Here is a 19,810-nt window from a genome sequence, read left to right as displayed (position 1 = left end):
GTCAGGGCCTGACGATCAGCGCACGCCGAACGCGCGCAGCACGGTCTGGTTGATCGAGTTGCCTGAGCTGTCCGCGGCGCTGGCGCGCAGCGACACGAACCTGGCGCCCTTCGGCGCGCCGAGCTTCGTCGTCCACGAACCGTCCTTCGAACGGTCCAGCGACTGCTTCTGCCAGTGCGCGCCGTCGTCGTACGAGATCTCCAGGGTGACCAGCCGGATGGTGCCGCACCCGGTGGCGCCGGGCAGGTGGTTGGCGGACACGGTCAGATTGGTGTGGGCCTTCGCAGTGCCGGCGGCGTCGGTGTCGACCGCGTAGTCGAGCTGGAGCAGCGGCAGCACCGCCGACTCCACCCCGGCGGCCGGCGCCTTCGACCGGAACGTCCACTCGGTGCTGGTGCTGGTGGAGTACCGGCCGCCGGTCGGGTCCTGGGTGGTAGCCACCACCAACCGGTACGGCAGGTCACCGGCGCTCGGCGCGGTGCCGCTGATCCACGTGCTGGTGCTCTCGCCGAGCAACGTCCGGCCCTGGTAGAGCTTGTTGGTCTGCCCGGCGCCGTTCATCGCCATGCCGACGTGGTCGGCACCGCCCCAACCGGGCACGTCGAGGCTGAGAGCGTTGCCGGAGCGGGTCGGCAGCTTGAAGTTGTTGTTCAGGTGCGGCCGTTCGATCGGCTCGAAGAACTGTTCGGTGCTCCTGCTGCCGGCGCGGAAGCTGGTCCGGGGGTCGATCTGGTACGTCGCGGAGTCGAGGTACGCCTCCTGACCCCACGTGTACAGGTCGCCGGTGGACACCCAGTCGCTACGGACCGGGGCGAGCGGCCGGTTGCTGGTCTGGCCGATGCCCCAGTTGTTGTACGACGGCCAGTCGTACCGGAACTCGCCGCCCCGGGTCTGCGGCGTCGGGACATTGAAGCCGACGTCTACCCGGGCCAGCGTCTTCGGAGTCTCGGCCCGGCTCAGGCCCTGCGGAATCCGGTTGTGGTAGGCCTGGACCAGGTCGTACACGTAGTCGGCGACCGGCTGCGAAACCACCTCGACCTCGGTGGACCCGCGCTGAATCTGCTGGATCAACGCCTCGCCCTCGTCGGTGCTGAGCATCGCCACCTCGATCGGGGTGGGCGTGAAGAAGTCGATCGAGTAGTCGCGCACCTCGCGCCACGGGAAGTCGTTGACCACCAGCATCATCTTCGCCCCGGCGGCGGTCGCCGCGGCGGCCTGCTCGGAGTCGCCGACCTCCCAGTTGCGCCGGACCACGGCCACCGCGCCACGGGCCTCCAGCCCGGCGTAGTCACTCGCCGCGCCGTTGCCGGCGAAGACCGTCGGCAGCGCCCACCTGCCCTTCGGCAACTGGGTGGTGCCCTGCTGGCGCACCACGTCGTCGAAGTTCACAGTCGCGGTGCCGACGGTCAGCACCGGCTGCTCCTTGCGCCAGCGGGCACCGAGGTAGAAGTCGCCGTGTCGCACGTCCCTGCTGGTGGGCTGCGCCCAGAAGCTGTCGAAGAACACGCCGCCGGCGATGAACGAGCGCCAGCGGCCCTCGCCCTGGGACCGGTAGTAGTCCAGCCGGGTGAAGGTGTCTGCGGTCTGCTGCGGCACCGTCGACTCGACCCGGCGGGCCGCCTTTCCGTCCAGCCGAACCGTGGTGTCCTGGCGCAGGTCGATGTCGGGGTTGCCGAGCAGCGCCAGGCCGAGTGAGTTCGGGCCGTGGCTGCCGGTGACGTTCAGGAAGCTCATCGCCGAGTAGACGCCTTCGGGCAGGTAGAGCTGCGCCGTGCCGTCCGGGTCGGTCTCGACGAAGCTGATGTCGTAACTGCCCGGCTGGCCCAGCTCGATGATGCCGCCGGCCGGCTTGCCGGCCCGGTCGGTCATCTCCAGGCGAAGGTGGTGGTACGGGGTGAACGTGCCAACCCCGATGGCGGTGCGGGCCAGCACGGCCCGGTCCGGCCCGCCGGTGGCGACGACCTGACCGGTGTACCGGCTGCCGGCGCCGGCCCGGGTGGTGTCCGTGGTCAACGTGACAGTGGCGGTGCCGTTCGCGGGCACGGTCAGCTGCGGCGCGGAGACGCTGAACAGTCCGGCCGGCGCGTTCGGCGCGTCCACCGCCAGGCCCAGCGTGATGGGCTGACCGGTGGTGTTGGTGTACGTCACCGGGTGCGTGCTGCCGCCCGCCTTCGCGGTGTCGGAACCCACGCTGGTGGAGATGGTGCCGGTGGCGATGACCGGGGCGCGGACCGCGGCGGCGACGTCGACCCGGCCGGTGCCGGCCTGGAAGGCGTCGTACTGCCCGGTGGCCTTGGTGGTGCTGACCAGGGCGTCCTTGAGCTGCTGACCCGTCCAGTCCGGGTGTTTCGCGGCGAGCAGGGCGGCAGCGCCGGCCACGTGCGGCGCGGCCATCGAGGTGCCGTCCAGGCTCTGGTACGAGCCCTCGCCGGGCGCGTACCGGGAGCGGGCCGCGAGCACCCCGACGCCGGGCGCGGTCAGTTCGGGCTTGATGACCTCGTCGCTGATCCGGGGGCCCTGGCTGGAGAACGGGGCGAGCTGGTCGTCACCGTCGACCGCACCGACGGTCAACGCCGCGTCCGCCGCGCCCGGGGCACTGATGCTGCCCGGCAGGCCGGCGTTGCCGGCGGAGATGACGAACAGGGCGCCGGTCTCCGCACTGAGCGTGTTGACCGCCTGGCTCAACGGGTCGGTTCCGTCGCTGGGCTGGTTGGAGCCCAGGCTCATGTTGACGACGCTGGCGTCGGCCTCCCGGGCCGCCCACTCCATGCCGGCGAGGATCCAGGAGTCCATTCCGTAGCCGTTGTCGCTGAGCACCTTGCCGACGGCGAGCCGGGCATCGGGGGCGACACCCTTCTCGCGGCCACCGGAGGCGGCGCCGGTGCCGGCGATGGTGGAGGCGACGTGGGTGCCGTGCCCGACCCGGTCGGTGATCTCCTCGCCCGGAACGAACACGGCGGACGCGCTGATCTGGTTGGTCAGGTCCGGGTGGGCCGCGTCGATGCCGGTGTCCAGCACGGCAACCCGCACGCCCGCGCCGGTGTCGCCGCCGGCCCAGACCGCGGGAGCGCCGATCTGCGCTGTGGTGTCGGCCAGGTCGGCGTGTACCCGCCCGTCCAGCCAGATCTTGGCGATCCCGCCGGAGAAGCGTCCCTTGCCGCCGGTCGCGGCGGTCGCCTTGGCGGTGGAGGCGGCCGTGATCGCGGCCCAGAACTCGCCGGCCCTGTCGCGGTCCTCGCTCAGCGCGACACCCGAGATGCTGCTCAACGTACGGGTGCGGGTCGCACCGGTGGGTGCGGCGCCGGCCCGCAGGCCAGCTGCCCCGGCGTCGTACGACACGATCAGCGGAAGGTGGTCCACCCGCTCGTCGTCATACCCGTCGGCGATCAACCTGGTGACGTTGAACAGCCGCTTGTCCAGGGTTTTCGCGGCTACGTAGGGCAGTACCGACTGCGGGTAGACGTAGAGGTCTTCGCCAGCCTCGACCACGCGTACCGGTGTCGAGGCGCCGTCGGGACGCCGTACGTCGAGGGTGCCGCCATTGGCGCTCTGCCGGGTGGTGACCGTGTCACCGGTGATCAGGGTGACCGAGTGGGTGCCGGGTGGGGTGGGCAGGCTGGTCGCGGGGGCGGCGGTGGCACCGGGATCGGCCGGGGCTCCGGGGGCGGCGGCCAGGGCGGGTGATCCACCGGCCGCCGCGAGAGCCGCGGAGACCACGGCGGCGAGCCAGGCTCCACGGGTACGCGAGAATGTCACGTGATGTCGTTCCTTGCCTCGTCGTCTGTTCGCTGGCGGGTGACAGCGGTCGCGACGCTACGCGCGGAAGATCATCTCGTACAGACCCGTGGATCAGGTCATGGTCATCACCGATAACTAGCAGTGGAAGGTTAAGCTCCTTCGATCGACCCCACGTTACCGGGAGGTAATCATGTCGGAGGAGCCCCGCGTCGCCATCGTCACCGGAGCCGCACGCGGCATCGGCGCGGCCACCGCCCTACGGCTGGCCGCCGACGGAATGGCAGTCGCCGTGGTCGACATCGAGGAGGCGGCCACCAAGGAGACTGTGGACGCCATCGCCGCCGCCGGCGGCCGGGCGCTCGGCGTGGGCGCCGACGTGTCCGAGCGGGAGCAGGTCGAGGCGGCGGTGAGCCGGGTCGCCGCCGAGCTGGGCGCGCCCACCGTGCTGGTCAACAACGCCGGCGTGCTCCGCGACAACCTGCTGTTCAAGATGACCAACGCCGACTGGGACACGGTGATGGGGGTGCACCTGCGCGGTGCGTTCCTGTTCAGCCAGGCCGCCCAGAAGCACATGGTGGACCGGAAGTGGGGGCGGATCGTCAACCTCTCCAGCACCTCCGCGCTGGGCAACCGGGGCCAGGCGAACTACGCCGCCGCCAAGGCCGGTCTGCAGGGCTTCACCAAGACGCTCGCCATCGAGCTGGGGCCGTTCGGGGTGACAGTGAACGCGGTGGCACCCGGCTTCATCGTCACCGACATGACAGCGGCCACCGCCGCCCGGATGAAGGTCGACTTCGACGACTTCCAGAAGCACGCCGCCGCCGAGATCCCGGTCCGTCGTCCGGGCCGGCCGGAGGACGTCGCGCACACCATCTCGTTCCTGACGAGCGAGGGCGCCGGCTTCGTCTCCGGTCAGGTGATCTACGTCGCGGGCGGCCCGCGGGACTGACCCGTACCCCCGACGAGGGCGCTCCGGCAGGTGAGGACGGCGCCCTCGTCGCCGGGTCCTCTCGCCGGGTCAGGCGGGTGCGCGGCGGGTCAGGCGGGTGCGCCGCGGGTGCGCCAGAGCCAGATCAGACCGAGCACCGGCAGCACCAGCGGGATGTAGCCGTACCCACTGCCGAACTGCGACCAGACCGTCTCGTCCGGGAATAGCTCCTTGTCGACCAGGCTCAGGATGCCGACCGCGACCACCCCGACCAGCTCCACCGAGCAGCACGCCAGCGCGACCCGTCGACCGGTGTGCCCGGCGCGGGCCAACCCCACCGCCGCCACGATGTAGATGAGCGCGGCCACCCCGGAGAGCAGGTACGCCACCGGCGCCTCGTCGAACTTGGTGGCGAGTTGCAGACCCGCCCGACTCGTCGCGGCGATGGCGAACAGCAGGTAGACCGCGATCAGCAGCCGACCCGGGCCGGAGTTCGTACGCCGGGGGGCCGGCCCTGTCTCAACCACCGAGCACCTCCCAGGTCTGCTGCAACCGGACCACCACCACCGGGGCCACCAGGCAGACCGCGCACACGATCGCCGAGCCCCAGCGGGTCGGTTCCATCCGGGCCAGCACCCAGGCCAGTGGCGGCAGGCACACCAGTGTGACCAGGTAGCCGAAGAAGGCGCCGGGCTCGCCGGGCCGGTCCCCGCCGCCGACAGCGACCAGCGCCAGCACGCTCAACAGCAGCAACGCCACTTCGAGTACGGCCAGACCGACGAACTGCACCCGGTCCGGCGGCCGGTGGCGTACCGCAGCCACCAGCGCCCACACCGCCACGAGCAGGGACAGCACGATCGGCACTGTCGCGACGATCCCATCCACCGGCGAGTCGGCGCTCACGCTGGTCACCGGCACCAACCGGTCGTTGCCTCGGTCACCGGCACAGCCTACTAACCGTCGTAGTAAAGGGCTGCCCTGCCTCTCCGCGTGTGACGCGCGCCCGTCGCGGTGCCCGCCGTCCCTGCCCCACCGGCGTCAGTCGTCCGCTTGCAGCCAGTAGACGGAGACGGCAAGGAGCGGATCCGGCCCGTCGTTGCGAATCCGGTGCGGCACCCTGCTGTCGAACGCCACGACGTCGCCGGCCCGCAGCACGCCCGTCTGGTCGGCGAACGTCACGGTTCCGGTTCCGGACACGATGATCCACACCTCGCGGGACCGATGGACGTCGAGATCATTCGAGGTGTTCGGGGCCACCGACCAGCGGGCAACCTCGAACGGGGCGGGCGCCGTCGACGGAAACGGCAGCAGCGCACGGTGCACGGGGCCGCCCTCGGTGAAGTCGTACCAGTGTTCAAACGGCACGACACCGCTGGTCATCGCTGGATTCGTGGTTGGCATGTCGTCGAGACTTCCTCGCCGCGTCTGGTGTGTCTGGCGGCATTCGGACGTGACGCTGTTGCGGGCCCGGAAACGAGGGTGAGCTGCTTCGATTGGTCGAACCCGCCGCCGTCACGACCACCGGGGCGACTAGCGTGGATCACGTCCGTGGCGTTGCCGCGGTGCGGGGAAAACAGCGGAGGTACACGTGCTGCGGTTCGGCTTGTTCGGCACCGGTCACTGGGCGATCGAGACGCACGGGAAGGCGCTGCACGCACATCCCGACGCCGAGTTGGTCGGGGTGTGGGGCCGCAACCCGGAGCGAGCGTCCGCGCTGGCCGAGCGGTACGGGGTGCCCGCGTACGCCGACGTGGACGCGCTGATCGAGCAGTGCGAAGCGATCGCCGTCGCCCTGCCGCCGGACATCCAGGCCGACATCGCGGTCCGGGCCGCCCGCGCCGGCCGGCACCTGCTGCTGGACAAGCCGCTGGCGCTCAGCGTGGCCGACGCCGACCGGGTGGTGGCCGCCGCCGACGAGTCCGGGGTCGCCTCGGTCGTCTTCTTTACCCAGCGGTTCCAGCCGAACGTGACAGCGTTCCTCGCCGCCACCGCCGCCGCCGGCGGCTGGCAGCACGGCCGGACCACCGCGTTCGCGTCGATCTTCCAGGAGGGCAGCCCGTACGGCGGCTCGTTGTGGCGTCGCGAGCACGGGGCGCTCTGGGACATCGCCCCGCACGCCCTCTCGATCCTCCTGCCGGTGCTCGGCCGGGTGACGCAGGTGGCGGCGATGGACGGACCGAACGGGATGGTGCACCTGCTGCTCACCCACGAGGGCGGTGCCACGAGCAGCGCCTCGCTCTCCCTGGATGCCCCGACCGAGTCGATGGCCCGGGAGTTCGTGTTCTACGGCGAGAACGGCATCGAGAACGTGCCGTTCGGCGAGAACGACGCCGCCACCGCGTTCGGCGTCGCCATCGACCAGCTCGTCGAGCAGGTGCGGGCCGGCACCCGGGACCACCGCTGCGACGTCCGCTTCGGCCGCGAGGTCGTCGCCATCCTCGCCGCCGCGGAAACCGCCCGAACCGAGTCCCGCACCATCCCCCTCCCCTGACAACACCCTCATCAGTCGGCCCCGGTGATCATGAGGTTGGCGGCGCGACACGCCGTGCCGGACGGCAACAACCTCATGGTCACCGAGGTCAGGTGGCGGTGGTCAGGGCGGCGTTCAGTTCGTCGGGGGAGTTGAACTGCTCGGGTGGTAAGGCCTGCAGCATCTGCAACATTGCCGTGCTGGCTCCGTTCTCCTGACCCCAGCGGATCAGGTCCTCCCGGGAGACCGGGTAGTCGAGCCCGGCCAGGTACTCCTGCAACTGAACCCCGGTGACGGTCATGTCGGCCGGCTACCCGCTCGCGGTGGCCGTACACCGGCTGGGTTGGCACCCACGACGGCCCGGCGGCCGGCGTGTCGGCCCGCGACGCGCCCACGGTTTGCCGCCGCAGCGGCCGGGTAGCCGCTTGCATGCTGGTTCAGCGGCTCGGCGCGCCGAGCGATTTCGACCCGTTGCTGGAGCGCGTTCGGAACGCCCGGGTGGTGATGATCGGTGAGTCCACCCACGGCAGTTACGACTACTACCGGTTGCGGGAGCAGCTCACCCGCCGGCTGATCGCGGAGTGCGGCTTCTCCTTCGTCGCCGTGGAGGGTGACTGGCCCGACTGTGATCGGGTGCACCGGTCGGTGACTGCCGCGCCGGGCGGCGCGCTCGAACCGCAGCTCGCACTCGCTGAGTTTGAGCGCTGGCCGACCTGGATGTGGGCCAACGCCGAGGTGGCCCGGTTCGCCAGCTGGCTGCGGGCCTGGAACGTGGAGCGGCCGGAGGAGCAACGGGCCGGGTTCCACGGGCTCGACGTGTACAGCCTCTGGGAGTCGATGCAGGCGATCTTCGACTACCTGGGGGAGGAGGACCCGAAGTCGCTGGAGGCGGCGCAGGACGCGTACCGGTGTTTCGAGCCGTACGGCAAGAGGGTGGAGGAGTACGGCGCTGCCAGCCGGTTCGTCTCCGCCCGCTGCGAGGAGGAGGTCGTCCGGTTGCTCGCCCGGACCCGCGAACAGGCCCTCTCCGACGGCCCGGACCGCTTCTCGGCCTGGCAGAACGCGGAGGTGGTGGCCGGCGCCGAGCGGTACTACCGGGCGATGGTGGCCGGCGGGCCGGACTCGTGGAACATCCGCGACACCCACATGCAGGACACCCTGGACCGGCTGCTGGACCGGTACGGCCCGGAGGCCCGGGGCATCGTCTGGGCGCACAACACGCACGTCGGGGACGCGCGGGCCACCGACATGGCCGCCGACGGAATGGTCAACATCGGTCAGTTGGCCCGGGAGCGGCACGGCGAGGACGCGGTGGCCCTGGTCGGCTTCGGCAGCTACCGGGGCACCGTGGTCGCCGCGCCCCGCTGGGGTTCGCCGCCGGAGGCGATGGTGGTGCCGCCGGCTCGGGAGGGGTCGATTGAGCGGCGGCTGCACGAGCTGATGCCGGAGCGGGCGGTGCTGATCTTCGGCGGCGACGACCAGCCGGGCTGGGTCACCGACACCGTGGACCACCGGGCGATCGGGGTCGTCTACGACCCGTCGTTCGAGTCCTGGGGCAACTACGTGCCGACCCGGCTCGGGGACAGGTACGACGCCTTCATCTGGTGCGACGACACGACGGCCCTGCATCCGCTACCGGTGCCAGCGGCCCCCGGTGAGATGGAGACCTATCCGGCGGGCGTCTGAACGCGGTGGAGGTGTGGTGCCCGCCGGGCACCACACCTCCACTGTCGGTTGGGTCAGACGCGCGTCGGGGTGCGGTCTTCGAGGTGGGTGCGCAGGCCCTCGCCTTCGATGTCCACGTTGGGCAGGACGCGGTCGAGCCAGCGGGGCAGCCACCAGGCCCGGTCGCCGAGGAGCGACATCACCGCCGGGACGATTGTCATCCGGACCACGAACGCGTCGATGGCGACACCAATGGCGAGCGCGAAGCCCATCGACTTGATGATCGGGTCGTCGAGGAACACGAAACCGCCGAAGACGGAAATCATGATCAGCGCGGCGGCGGTGACCACCCGGGCACCGTGGCCCATGCCGCTGATCGTGGCCTCACGCGCGGTGTCGCCGTGCACGAAGTCCTCCCGCATCCGGGAGACCAGGAACACCTCGTAGTCCATGGCCAGCCCGAACAGGATGCCGATCAGCAGGATGGGCAGGAAGCTGACCAGCGGGGCAGGGGTGTCCAGGCCGACCAGGTCGGCGAGGTGGCCCTGCTGGAAGATCGCCACCGTGATGCCGAACGTGGCGGCCACGGTGAGCAGGAAGCCCAGTGCCGCCTTCAGTGGCACCAGCAGCGAGCGGAACACCAGCATCAGCAGCAGCACCGAGAGCCCGACGACCAGCAGCAGGTAGATCGGCAGCGCGTCGGAGAGCTTTTCCGAGACGTCGATACCGATCGCGGTGGCACCGGTGAGCAGCACCTCGGCACCCTTGACCCCGCCGACCGCGTCGCGGACGTCGTGCACCAGCGTCTCGGTGGCCTCGTCGGTCGGGCCGGTTTTCGGCACCACGCCGAGCAGCGCGGTCCGACCGTCCGGGCTCAGCTGCGGCGGCGCCACCGCGAGGACGTTCTCGGTGCGCTGGATCATCGCGGTCACCTGCGGCACGGCGGCGGCGGTCGCCTGCGCGTCGTCGCCCGCCACGACCACCGCGAGCCGGCCGGTGAAGCCCGGACCGAAGCCCTCGGTGGTCAGGTCGCTCGCCACCCGGGCCGGCGAGCCCACCGTCGCCGTACTGGCGTCGGGCAGGGCCAGCCGCATGTCCGGCGTGGGCAGAGCGAGCAGTCCCAGGCCGAGCAGTGAGACCAGGATGACCGGCACCCGGAACCGGGTGACCAGCCGTGCCCAGCGGAAGCCGAACCCGTTGCGGTCCTCGGTCGTGGTCGCGGCCGGCCGGTCGGTGACGTCCGTGTCGTCCTCGTCGGTGCCGACGCCGTCGGCCACGCTTCCGGTGGACACGGCACGCAGTCGGCGCGGGAGCACCCGGTGGCCGGCGAAGCCGAGCAGCGCGGGCTGAAGGGTGATCGCCACGAGCACGGCGATGGTGACCGTGGCGGCCGCGGCGAGACCCATCACGGTGAGGAACGGAATGTTCACCACGGCCAGGCCGGCGAGGGCGATGACCACTGTGGCGCCCGCGAAGACCACTGCCGAGCCGGCGGTGCCCACGGCCCGGCCGACCGCCTCCTCGGGGGACAGGCCTTCGAGCAGGTTCTGTCGGTGCCGGGAGGTGATGAACAACGAGTAGTCGATGCCGACGGCGAGGCCGAGCATCAGCGCCAGGATCGGCGCGGTGCTGGTCAACTCGATGACACCGCTCAGCGCGAACAGCCCGGCCATGCCGACGCCCACGCCGATCAGCGCGTTGAGCATGGTCATGCCGGCGGCGACCAGGGAACCGAACGTGATGATCAGGACGATCGCGGCGACCAGGACGCCGAGCGCCTCGGTGGAGCCGATCTCCGGCTCACCGCCGAGCACCTCGCCGCCGGGGGCGACCTGCCAACCCTTCGCCTCGACGGCAGCACCGACCTCCTCGTACGCGGTGCGCTGCTCGTCGGTCACCTCGTCGCCGCCGGTGGCGAACTGGACCTGGACCAGCGCGTACCGGCCGTTGGGGGACACCGCGCCGACCTGGAGCGGGTTGACCGCGCCGACCACGCCGGGCAGTGACGAGGCCTCCTGGACCAGTTCCTGCACCACGGCCTGGCCCTCAGGGGTGGCGAGTTGGCCGTCGGCCGGGGCCTTGACCGCGATGGTGCCGGTGGCGCCGCTGGCTGCGGGGAACTGCTCGCTGAGCAGGTCCAGCGCGCGCTGGCTCTCGGTGCCGGGCATGGTGAAGTTGCTCGCCGTCGGGCCGCGCAGGGTCGCCGCGGCCAGGCCGGCGCCGACGAGTACGACGAGCCAGAGCGCGACGACGAGCCGTCGCCGGCGCAACGCGCCCCGGCCGAGCCGGTAGAGCAGGGTGGCCATCAGGAGTCCTTGTCCTCGGTCGTGGGTGGATGGGGCGGGGTTGCGTCGACGGGTTCTACGGCCCGCCGGGCGAGGGTGAGCAGGGCGGTGCGCAGTTCGTCGTCGGGGATGTCGGCGAACTCGCCGCACGCCTCGGAGATGCCGGCGAGCAGCACCAGCGCGGCGATCCGGGCGCCGGGCCGGTCGGAGTGCCCGGCCAGCGCGTCCCGCAGCCGATCGGAGATCTGCTGGATGTGCGCGAAGGCTGGTTGGCACAGCAGCTCGGGGAACTCGCCGCGCAGCACGGCGATCTCCCGCCGGAACCGGACCGCGAGGTCGACGAAGCCCGCCGCGGCGACCTCCTGGGCGGCCGCGCCGGTCAGGCCGTTGAGCTGGTCGTCGAGGCTGCGGAGCACATCGATCGCGGGGGCCATCAGCTCGGCGAGCAGGGCTTCCTTGTTGGCGAAGTGGTAGAGCACCGTGGCCTTGGAGCAGCCGACCTCACGGGCGATGTCCTGCAGAGAGGTGCCCCGGTAGCCGGTCACCGTGAACTGCCGCGCCGCTGCGGCGAGGATCTCGCCGTGCGTGTCGGGTACTGCTCTGACCATGCTCGGTCCACCTCCCGCAGACCAGCATGCCTGACCGATCGGTCAGACCCTGACCGATCGGTCAGACGGGGGCGGTGGCGTTCACCACACCCCGGCCCGGTTTAACCGGTGTGCTGGGTGTCGTACCTGGTCCGCGCCTCGGCGATGGCCCGGCGGTGCCGCTCGGCCCAGCTGGTCAGCGCGACAAGTGACTCGTAGAGCTCCAGCGCCATCGGGGTGGCGGTGTATTCGACCTTGGGTGGGACGGTCGGGTAGACCGTGCGGTGCAGCAGGCCGTCCCGTTCCAGGTTGCGCAGCGTCAGCGTGAGCATCCGGCGGCTGATGCCCTCGATGTGCCGCTCCAGCTCGGTGAAGCGCACCGGCCCGTTCGAGGCGGCCACCAGGATGCCGATGCTCCACTTGCCGCCGACCCGGTCGAGCACCTCGCGGACGGTGCACGCCCGAGCCTGACCCGGGGTGAACGGCACGTCGCCGGCCGCGCAGGTGAACTCGGCCCCGACCTGCGCGGACACATCGCTGTTCCTCTGGGACATCAAAGTGCCTCCTTCCGCTGCGGCTCATGGTCACAGACGATGCCCTCGGTAACAAACCATGCACCAAGGAGGAGCCTCGTGGAGCGTGTCGCCCCATCTCGTTGGCCGGCGTTGCTGGTGCTCTGCGCCGGCAGCCTGATGATCATCCTGGATGGTACGGTCGTCGCGGTGGCGCTGCCCGCCGTGCAACGCGACCTGGGATTCACCGCGGCCGGCCTGGCCTGGGTGGTCAACGCCTACCTGGTCGCCTTCGGCGGGCTGCTGCTGCTCGCCGGTCGACTCGGCGACCTGCTGGGTCGGCGCCGGGTCTTCCTGGCCGGCGTCGCGCTGTTCACGCTGGCCTCGCTGGCCTGCGCGGTCGCCACCGGACCGGCAGTGCTGGTGGGTGCGCGGTTCGGGCAGGGCGTCGGCGGGGCATTGGCCATGGCGGTCAGCCTCGGCATGATCGTCCGGCTCTATCCCGAAGCGGCCGAACGGGCTCGCGCCATCGCTGTCTTCAGCTTCACCGGCGCGGCCGGCGCGTCAGTCGGCACGGTCGCCGGAGGAGTGCTCACCCAGGCCGCCGGGTGGCGGACGATCTTCCTGGTCAACGTGCCGATCGGGGCGGCCATCCTGATCGCCGCCCTCCGCCGGCTCCCGGCCGAACGGGGGATCGGCCTGCGTGCCGGCCTGGACCTGCCCGGTGCGCTGCTCGCCACCGCCGGCCTGATGGCTGCCGTGCTGGGCATCGTGGGAACCGGCGAGCACGGCTGGACCAGCCCTCGGACGCTCGGTGCGGTGGCCCTCGCGGCGCTGCTGCTCGGCGGTTTCGCGCTGCGTCAACGGGTGGCGGTGGCCCCGCTGGTGCCGTCCCGGGTGCTGCGCGTCCCGGGTCTGGTGGCGGCGAACGCCGTGCAGTTCCTCATGGTCTGCGCGTACTTCGGATTCCAGTTCCTGCTCGCCGTGGAGCTGCAACTGGTGCTGGGGCTGGACGCCGCCGCGACCGGCTGGGCCTTCCTGCCCACCCCGGTCGTGATCGCCGTGGTCTCGCTCGGCCTGGCCGGTCGGCTGATCGCGCGCTGGGGTGCCCGGACCGTCCTGCTGGTCGGGCTCGTCCTGGCGACCGTCGGCTTCCTCCTGCTCGCTCGGCTGCCCGCCGACGGCGGCTACGTCACTGACGTACTCCCCGCGATGCTGATCTTCGGCGTGGCCGGCGGTCTGACCCTGCCGGCGGTCACCACACTGGCCATGGCCGGCGCGACCGACACGGACGCCGGGCTCGCCTCCGGCCTGGCCAACACCACCCAACAGGTCGGCGGTGCGGTCGGCCTGGCCGCGCTGGCCACCCTCGCCGCCGCCCGCAGCGACGGGCTGCGGGCCGCCGGCTGGGCCGAGACCGCCGCGCTCGCTGGCGGCTACCGGACCGCGTTCGCCGTGGCCGCCGCTCTCGTGGTCACCGCGTGGGTGGTGGCGCTGACCACGCTGCCCCGACGCTCGGCCGGGCCGCCGTCGGCAGCCGATCCGTCGGGCCCGGCCGATGTGGGTGTCGGAATCGATTCGTACCGAAGCGCCGCGTCCGGTTGACCGACGGCACCGAGGCCGGGAGGGTGGTCGGGTGAGTGAGGCTGACGAGACCCGGGACGGCGTGGCCCTGACCAACCTGGACCAGCCGCTGTCCGACCGCGATGACGCGACGAAGCGTGACCTGGTCGACTACCTCGACGCGGTCCGGGACCGGATCCTGCCGCAGCTGCGGGGCCGGCCGTTGTCGGTGATCCGGGTCCGCCCCGGCCAGCCGCCGTTCATGCAGAAGAACCTGCCCCGCTACACCCCGGACTGGGTCCGCCGGGCACCGGTCTGGGCGGAGGCGTCGCACCGGGAGATTTCGTACGCCCTCTGCGACGACCGTCGCACCCTGCTCTGGTTCGCCAACCAGAGGGCGGTGGAGTACCACCCGACGCTGGCCAGCGTGGCGGATCTGCACCGCCCGACCCACCTGGTGCTCGACCTGGACCCGCCGGACGGCGACGGGTTCCGCGCGGCGGTCGGCGCGGCCCTGCTGGTCCGCCAGGCGCTCGCCGACGCCGGCCTGGCCGGTGCGGTCAAGACCAGCGGCGCCAAGGGGGTGCACGTCTTCGTCCCGGTGACCGACGAGCCCACGGCCGAGGAATTGGCCGCCGCCACCCGGGCACTCGCCGTCCGCGCCGAACGGCTCGACCCGGCGTTGGCCACCACGGCGTACATCAAGGAGGACCGGGGTGGCCGGGTCTTCGTGGACGCCACCCGGGCGGGCGGCGCGACGGTGGCCGCCGCGTACAGCCCCCGGCTGCGTCCCGGGATGCCGGTCTCGTTCCCGGTCGACTGGGCCGACCTGACCGAGGTGACCCCCGCCGACTTCACCATCCGGACCGCGCCCGCGCTGCTCGCCGACGGCGACCCGTGGACCGCGCTGATGCCGGCCCCGCAACCCCTCCCCGCCGACCTGGTGGCCGAGGGCCGGACCATCCCGGTGGCCCGGGTGCAGGCCATGCACGAGGGGAAGCGGCGGGCCCGCGCCCGCCGCGAGGCCGGCTGACCGGCGCGTCGGCCCTCCGGCTCGGCCCGTGCTCGGCCCCGGCTCGACCCCGCTCGCGCCCGGCGGGGGCCGATTGTCGGTGGGTTGTGGCACGATTTCGCAGGTGAGCAGCAAATCCGACGCGATTCGGCGACTGGGCGACCTGGCGCGGCTGCGCCGGGTCCGCGACCGGATCGACCGGGAGTACGCGTCTCCGCTGGACGTCGAGGCCCTCGCCCGTGGCGCGCACATGTCGGCCGGGCACCTCAGCCGCGAGTTCCGCCTCGCCTACGGCGAATCCCCCTACAGCTACCTCATGACCCGACGGATCGAGCGGGCCATGGCCCTGCTGCGCCGAGGCGACCTGAGCGTCACCGATGTCTGTTTCGCTGTCGGTTGTTCGTCCCTGGGCACCTTCAGCACCCGCTTTACCGAGCTGGTCGGCGTGCCGCCGAGCGTCTACCGGCGGCAGGCGGCGCAGGCGACGGCCGGGATGCCGTCGTGCGTGGCCAAGCAGGTGACCAGACCGGTCAGGAATCGAGAAGCGCGGGTCACCGAGCCGCAACTAGCGTGACCAGCATGGACATCACCATTCATTCGAGTTTCCTGCCGCACACCGATCCGGAGGCCTCGCTGGTCTTCTACCGCGACATCCTCGGCTTCGAGGTCCGCCTCGACGTCGGATACGAGGGGATGCGGTGGATCACGGTCGGGCCGGTCGGCCAGCCCAGCACCGCCATCGTCCTGCACCCACCGGCCGCCAACCCCGGCATCACCGACGACGAGCGGCAGACCATCCTTGAGCTGATGGCCAAGGGCAGCTACTTCGGCGTCAACCTGGCCACCACCGACCTCGACGCCACCTTCGCCAACCTTGAAGCCAGCGACGCCGAGGTGGTCCAAGAACCGACCGAGCAGCCGTACGGCGTGCGCGACTGTGCCTTCCGGGACCCGGCGGGCAATATGGTCCGCATCCAGGAAGTGCGCTGAGTCCTGCGCGCCCGAGAGATGGAGACCCGATGAGCACGGCCAGCCAGCCGTCCGCGCCGCACGTCGCCGACAGCCACGACCTGATCCGGGTGCAGGGCGCGCGGGTGAACAACCTCAAGGACGTCAGCGTCGAGATCCCGAAGCGGCGGCTGACGGTGTTCACGGGTGTCTCCGGCTCGGGCAAGAGCTCGCTGGTGTTCGGCACCATCGCGGCCGAGTCGCAGCGGATGATCAACGAGACCTACAGCACCTTCGTGCAGGGCTTCATGCCGACGCTGGCGCGCCCCGAGGTCGACCTGCTGGATGGCCTGACCACGGCGATCATCGTGGACCAGGAGCGGATGGGCGCCAACTCCCGCTCCACCGTCGGCACCGCCACCGACGCCAACGCGATGCTGCGCATCCTGTTCAGCCGGCTCGGGCGGCCACACATCGGCTCGCCCAACGCGTACTCCTTCAATGTGCCCTCGGTGAAGGCGACCGGGGCGATCACTGTCGATCGTGGCGCCGGCAAGACGAAGACCGAGAGGGCGACCTTCAACCGTCTCGGCGGCATGTGCCCGCGGTGTGAGGGCATGGGCGCGGTGACCGACATCGACCTGTCGGCGCTCTACGACGACAACCTCTCGCTCAACGAGGGCGCGATCACCATCCCGGGTTACAGCATGGAGGGCTGGTACGGCCGGATCTTCCGTGGCTGCGGCTACTTCGACCCGGACAAGCCGATCGCCAAGTTCAGCAAGCGGGAGCTGCACGACCTGCTCCACCGGGAGCCAACCAAGATCAAGGTCGACGGGATCAACCTGACGTACACGGGCCTGATCCCGTCGATCCAGAAGTCCTTCCTCGCCAAGGACATCGACGCGTTGCAGCCGCACATCCGCGCCTTCGTGGAGCGTGCGGTGACCTTCACGACCTGCCCCGAGTGTGCCGGCACCCGGCTCAGCAAGGTGGCCCGGTCGTCGAAGATCAAGGGCAAGAACATCGCCGACGCGTGCGCGATGCAGATCAGCGACCTGGCCGCCTGGGTGCGCGAGATCAAAGAGCCGTCGGTGGCCCCGTTGCTGGCCGGCCTGCAACACCTCCTCGACTCGTTCGAGGAGATCGGGCTGGGCTATCTGTCCCTCGATCGGCCGTCGGGCACCCTCTCCGGCGGCGAGGCGCAGCGCACCAAGATGATCCGCCACCTCGGCTCCTCGCTCACCGACGTCACCTACGTCTTCGACGAGCCGACGATCGGGCTGCACCCGCACGACATCCAACGGATGAACGAGCTGCTGCTCCAACTGCGCGACAAGGGCAACACGGTGCTGGTCGTGGAGCACAAGCCGGAGGCCATCGCGATCGCCGACCACGTCGTCGATCTCGGGCCCGGCGCCGGCACGGACGGCGGGACCGTCTGCTACCAGGGCACCCTGGAAGGTCTGCGGGCCAGCGGCACCATCACCGGCCGCCACCTCGACGACCGGGCGGCCCTCAAGGAGACGGTGCGGACGCCCACCGGCAAGCTGGAGATCCGGGGCGCCACTGCCAACAACCTCCAGAACGTCGACGTCGACGTACCCCTCGGGGTGCTCGTCGTCGTGACAGGCGTCGCCGGCTCCGGCAAGAGTTCCCTCGTGCACTCCTCGATCCCGGCCGGCGCGGGCGTGGTGTCGATCGACCAGGGCGGGATCCGCGGCTCACGGCGCAGCAACCCGGCCACGTACACCGGGCTGCTCGACCCGATCCGTAAGGCGTTCGCGAAGGCCAACGGGGTGAAGCCGGCGCTGTTCAGCGCCAACTCCGAGGGTGCCTGCCCGAGCTGCAACGGCGCTGGCGTCATCTACACCGACCTGGGGATGATGGCGGGCGTCGCTGCCCCGTGCGAGGAGTGCGAGGGCAAGCGGTTCCAGGCGTCGGTGCTGGAATACCGCTTCGGCGGTCGGGACATCAGCGAGGTGCTCGCGATGTCGGTGACCGAGGCCGAGAAGTTCTTCGGCGCCGGCGAGGCGCGTACCCCGGCGGCGCACGCCATCCTCGACCGTCTCGCCGACGTCGGGCTCGGCTACCTGAGCCTGGGCCAGCCGCTCACCACCCTCTCCGGCGGCGAACGGCAACGGCTCAAGCTGGCCACCCACATGGCCGAGAAGGGCGGCGTCTACGTCCTCGACGAGCCGACCACCGGCCTGCACCTGGCCGACGTCGAGCAGTTGCTCGGCCTGCTCGACCGCCTCGTCGACGCCGGCAAGTCGGTGATCGTCATCGAGCACCACCAGGCGGTCATGGCCCACGCCGACTGGATCATCGACCTCGGTCCCGGCGCCGGCCACGATGGTGGCCGGATCGTCTTCGAGGGCACGCCGGCCGACCTCGTCGCCGGGCACTCCACTCTCACCGGCGAGCACCTGGCGGCGTACGTCGGCAGCTGACGGTCGACGTTCACGCCACCGGCGGTCGGGCGCGCCGGGCCGTCGTGGTGGCGAGGACCCCGCAGGTGACCAGAGCGAGGGCGGCAGTGCCCTGATTGACGGAGCCGGGCACGGACGAGGTGACGTACGTGCCGCCACCGCTGAGGCGGCACTCGAAGCGGAGCGGTAGGAAGCTGACGGCCCCGCCCAACGTGGCGAGGAGCAACCCGAGGAACAGCACGGAGTCATTGTTGATCTCGTGGCATCGCGGGTCTTCGTCGGGTGCGGAAAGCGCAGCGGCTGGGGCTGCCCGCTCCCGGTCGGGAGGGCGACGCTGACAACTCGGGACGCGTGGTGCCGGCGGTTGCCCTACTGGAGAATGATCGGCCAACACGATGAAGGCTCCTGACCAAATTCCTGGTCAGGAGCCTCTCGTGCTGGTCACACTTTCCTAGCAAGTGTGCCCCCGGCAGGATTCGAACCTGCGCCCCCGCCTCCGGAGGGCGGTGCTCTATCCCCTGAGCTACGGGGGCTCAGCGACTGGAGAAGACTAGCAAACCTCCCCTGCGTACGCCGAATCGGTATCGGGTGAGCCGATCGTGTCGGATCGGCCCACCCGGCGCTCAGGCGGCTACCGCCCGCCCGCAGCTGGGCAGCGGGTGCAGGACGATTCGCCGCGGGAGCCGGCGCGGCCACTCGTTGCGCGGCCAGGAGCCGTCCACGATCAGGTGCACGGTGCGTTGCTCCTCGCCGCTGAGTCGCAGCACGAAGTCGCGGGGGAGCGGCGGGTCCACCGTCGGCGTGGTGATCATGAAGCGCACCCGACCGCGAGACGAGACTGCGGAGATCACGTCGGCGGCCGGCATGGTGCCGCGCAGCCGGACCCGGCCGATCCAGTAGACCTCCGCGAGGTGCTCCTGGGCGGCCCGGGTGATCCCCGGGTACTCGCTGCGGACCCAGCGCTCGACCGCGCTGACGCAGAGCCCGCAGGCCCGCTCGCGCGGCTCCCGCGGACCCAACCCCCAGGCCCGCAGGTACGCCCCGACCGCGCCAGCGTCCAGCGGCAGCTCGAAGCGCCGCTGGATGAGCGTGGTGAGGCTCTGCCGCGTCCACAGCTCCTCGTCCAGGTCGAACTCGTCGGGGTGGACGCCCCGCAGCATGTCGATCAACTCGAGTTCCTGTTCGCGGCTGAGCATTCCCGGCTCGCCCTGCCGCTGTCCGCGACGGACGGCTGCCACCGCCCCGTCACCACCGATGGTGTGGCGTCGGCACCAACTGGTGACCGAACGCCGTGCGTCTCTGAGTGCAACCCCCACGTCTTGGGCAACGAGCCCGAATCGCAACTGGTCACGATATGTGGGGAGAAAACTCTCTAAGCAACGTAATCGCCTGTGCCACGCAAAACGCCCACAAGGTGCCAAGCGGGGGTGATTGGGTCACGCGCGGCGGTCCGGCCTCCTTGATCGACTCGGGTTCCTGAAAGTCGGCGGGTCCCGAGCGCCCGGACAGCGCGGCTTCCTGAAAGCCGAGTCGATCAAGGCCGGGGGGCGGGTGCGAGGGTGCCGACACCGTGCGGCCCGCGTCGCCGACACCGTGCGGCCCGCGTCGCCGACACCGTGCGGCCCGCGTCGCCGACACCGTGCGGCCCGCGTCACCGCCGACGTGGCGGT

18 protein-coding genes and 1 tRNA gene are annotated in these 19,810 nt (G+C 71.2%); 8 read left to right on the top strand and 11 right to left on the bottom strand.

What is annotated here, in order from left to right:
• Positions 1 to 15: 15 nt before the first annotated feature.
• The gene (locus tag ABZU74_RS31530; protein ID WP_355431617.1) at positions 16 to 3,756 is read right to left on the bottom strand and encodes a S8 family serine peptidase; all 3,741 of its coding nucleotides are present in this window, start codon (positions 3,754 to 3,756) and stop codon (positions 16 to 18) included.
• A gap of 172 nt (positions 3,757 to 3,928) precedes the next feature.
• Here ABZU74_RS31530 and fabG point away from each other — a divergent pair, with 172 nt between their 5' ends.
• Positions 3,929 to 4,687 carry a 3-oxoacyl-ACP reductase FabG gene (fabG, locus tag ABZU74_RS31525; protein ID WP_355431614.1) on the top strand — a complete coding sequence of 253 codons (759 nt, stop codon included), beginning with the start codon at positions 3,929 to 3,931 and terminating at the stop codon, positions 4,685 to 4,687.
• A gap of 89 nt (positions 4,688 to 4,776) precedes the next feature.
• Here the strand turns inward: fabG and ABZU74_RS31520 are convergent, their stop codons facing one another.
• The 3 genes from ABZU74_RS31520 to ABZU74_RS31510 all read right to left on the bottom strand — a co-directional run bounded on the left by ABZU74_RS31520 (position 4,777) and on the right by ABZU74_RS31510 (position 6,046).
• Entirely contained in the window at positions 4,777 to 5,193 is a 417-nt protein-coding gene (locus ABZU74_RS31520) for a hypothetical protein (protein ID WP_355431611.1), read from the bottom strand.
• Positions 5,186 to 5,578, bottom strand: coding sequence for a hypothetical protein (locus ABZU74_RS31515; RefSeq protein ID WP_355431608.1), 393 nt, complete (start codon positions 5,576 to 5,578; stop codon positions 5,186 to 5,188). The genes ABZU74_RS31520 and ABZU74_RS31515 overlap by 8 nt, the downstream gene beginning before the upstream one ends.
• 126 nt (positions 5,579 to 5,704) lie before the next feature.
• Complete coding sequence (locus ABZU74_RS31510; protein ID WP_355431605.1) at positions 5,705 to 6,046, bottom strand: cupin domain-containing protein; 342 nt, start codon at positions 6,044 to 6,046, stop codon at positions 5,705 to 5,707.
• A 208-nt stretch (positions 6,047 to 6,254) separates the two neighbouring features.
• Between ABZU74_RS31510 and ABZU74_RS31505 the strand changes: the two genes are divergently transcribed.
• A complete protein-coding gene (locus ABZU74_RS31505) occupies positions 6,255 to 7,157 on the top strand; it encodes a Gfo/Idh/MocA family oxidoreductase (RefSeq protein WP_355431602.1) in 903 nt (300 codons plus the stop codon).
• 88 nt (positions 7,158 to 7,245) lie between these two features.
• On the opposite strand, the gene ABZU74_RS31500 is transcribed toward ABZU74_RS31505, so the two are convergent.
• Positions 7,246 to 7,437, bottom strand: coding sequence for a DUF2795 domain-containing protein (locus ABZU74_RS31500; RefSeq protein WP_355431599.1), 192 nt, complete (start codon positions 7,435 to 7,437; stop codon positions 7,246 to 7,248).
• Positions 7,438 to 7,565: 128 nt separating this feature from the next.
• Here ABZU74_RS31500 and ABZU74_RS31495 point away from each other — a divergent pair, with 128 nt between their 5' ends.
• Positions 7,566 to 8,822, top strand: a complete 1,257-nt coding sequence (locus ABZU74_RS31495) for an erythromycin esterase family protein (RefSeq protein ID WP_355431596.1) — start codon at positions 7,566 to 7,568, stop codon at positions 8,820 to 8,822.
• Between the two features lie 53 nt (positions 8,823 to 8,875).
• On the opposite strand, the gene ABZU74_RS31490 is transcribed toward ABZU74_RS31495, so the two are convergent.
• The 3 genes from ABZU74_RS31490 to ABZU74_RS31480 all read right to left on the bottom strand — a co-directional run bounded on the left by ABZU74_RS31490 (position 8,876) and on the right by ABZU74_RS31480 (position 12,230).
• On the bottom strand, positions 8,876 to 11,107 hold the full coding sequence (locus tag ABZU74_RS31490) for an MMPL family transporter (protein WP_355431593.1): 2,232 nt from the start codon (positions 11,105 to 11,107) through the stop codon (positions 8,876 to 8,878).
• The gene (locus ABZU74_RS31485) at positions 11,107 to 11,694 is read right to left on the bottom strand and encodes a TetR/AcrR family transcriptional regulator (RefSeq protein ID WP_355431590.1); all 588 of its coding nucleotides are present in this window, start codon (positions 11,692 to 11,694) and stop codon (positions 11,107 to 11,109) included. Before ABZU74_RS31485 ends, ABZU74_RS31490 begins: the two co-directional genes overlap by 1 nt.
• Positions 11,695 to 11,795: 101 nt before the next feature.
• Positions 11,796 to 12,230, bottom strand: a complete 435-nt coding sequence (locus ABZU74_RS31480) for a helix-turn-helix domain-containing protein (protein WP_355431587.1) — start codon at positions 12,228 to 12,230, stop codon at positions 11,796 to 11,798.
• A gap of 75 nt (positions 12,231 to 12,305) precedes the next feature.
• Here ABZU74_RS31480 and ABZU74_RS31475 point away from each other — a divergent pair, with 75 nt between their 5' ends.
• The 5 genes from ABZU74_RS31475 (at position 12,306) to ABZU74_RS31455 (ending at position 18,161) form a co-directional block, all read left to right on the top strand.
• Positions 12,306 to 13,790 (top strand): MFS transporter, encoded by a 1,485-nt coding sequence (locus ABZU74_RS31475; RefSeq protein ID WP_355431584.1) that lies wholly within the window; start codon positions 12,306 to 12,308, stop codon positions 13,788 to 13,790.
• Positions 13,791 to 13,821: 31 nt separating this feature from the next.
• The gene (locus ABZU74_RS31470; protein WP_355431581.1) at positions 13,822 to 14,781 is read left to right on the top strand and encodes an ATP-dependent DNA ligase; all 960 of its coding nucleotides are present in this window, start codon (positions 13,822 to 13,824) and stop codon (positions 14,779 to 14,781) included.
• Positions 14,782 to 14,884: 103 nt separating this feature from the next.
• A complete protein-coding gene (locus tag ABZU74_RS31465) occupies positions 14,885 to 15,334 on the top strand; it encodes a helix-turn-helix transcriptional regulator (protein ID WP_355431579.1) in 450 nt (149 codons plus the stop codon).
• A 5-nt stretch (positions 15,335 to 15,339) separates the two neighbouring features.
• Entirely contained in the window at positions 15,340 to 15,750 is a 411-nt protein-coding gene (locus ABZU74_RS31460; RefSeq protein ID WP_355431576.1) for a VOC family protein, read from the top strand.
• A 29-nt stretch (positions 15,751 to 15,779) separates the two neighbouring features.
• The gene (locus ABZU74_RS31455; protein WP_355431572.1) at positions 15,780 to 18,161 is read left to right on the top strand and encodes an excinuclease ABC subunit UvrA; all 2,382 of its coding nucleotides are present in this window, start codon (positions 15,780 to 15,782) and stop codon (positions 18,159 to 18,161) included.
• A gap of 10 nt (positions 18,162 to 18,171) precedes the next feature.
• Here the strand turns inward: ABZU74_RS31455 and ABZU74_RS31450 are convergent, their stop codons facing one another.
• The 3 genes from ABZU74_RS31450 to ABZU74_RS31440 form a co-directional block, all read right to left on the bottom strand.
• On the bottom strand, positions 18,172 to 18,381 hold the full coding sequence (locus tag ABZU74_RS31450) for a hypothetical protein (RefSeq protein WP_355431569.1): 210 nt from the start codon (positions 18,379 to 18,381) through the stop codon (positions 18,172 to 18,174).
• Between the two features lie 220 nt (positions 18,382 to 18,601).
• Positions 18,602 to 18,673 (bottom strand) — tRNA-Arg (locus ABZU74_RS31445).
• Between the two features lie 90 nt (positions 18,674 to 18,763).
• Positions 18,764 to 19,456 carry a winged helix-turn-helix domain-containing protein gene (locus ABZU74_RS31440; RefSeq protein WP_355431565.1) on the bottom strand — a complete coding sequence of 231 codons (693 nt, stop codon included), beginning with the start codon at positions 19,454 to 19,456 and terminating at the stop codon, positions 18,764 to 18,766.
• Positions 19,457 to 19,810 lie beyond the last annotated feature (354 nt).

The organism is Micromonospora sp. NPDC005171, assembly GCF_040608575.1.
Lineage (GTDB): Bacteria > Actinomycetota > Actinomycetes > Mycobacteriales > Micromonosporaceae > Micromonospora.
Note: the sequence above shows the minus strand (reverse complement) of the source record. Positions and strands in the feature narration are given on the sequence as shown.